Source organism: Citrobacter sp. TBCS-14, from assembly GCF_005280805.1.
Taxonomy (GTDB): Bacteria; Pseudomonadota; Gammaproteobacteria; order Enterobacterales; family Enterobacteriaceae; genus Citrobacter; species Citrobacter gillenii.
This window is the reverse complement of sequence record NZ_SZWM01000024.1, coordinates 1-253: the sequence shown is the minus strand read 5'-3', so window position 1 is coordinate 253 and position 253 is coordinate 1. Positions and strand designations below refer to the sequence as shown.

Here is a 253-nt window from a genome sequence, read left to right as displayed (position 1 = left end):
CAACCATTCACGTGCTGCTTTTTCACCTTCTTTGATGTAAGGTTCTACAGATCCTGCCCAAGTAGCACGTCCACAAAGCACACCATTAAACTTGGCACCTGAGTCGTGAGCAAATTGCAATGTTTCTTGGAACAATTTAGCAGATACACCTGCACTTAGGTAGATGTATGGAAGGTTAGTCGCTTCTTCTTGTGCTTTAAAGAAGTCAGCAAGGCCACGTCGAGTGGACGCTCCGTTTTCTCCGCGATGCCGG

Annotated in this window: 1 pseudogene; it reads right to left on the bottom strand. The window is 47.0% G+C overall.

Annotated elements, in window-relative coordinates:
* Positions 1 to 253, bottom strand: a pseudogene (locus FDX22_RS00095) (tagatose-bisphosphate aldolase); the annotation flags it as partial.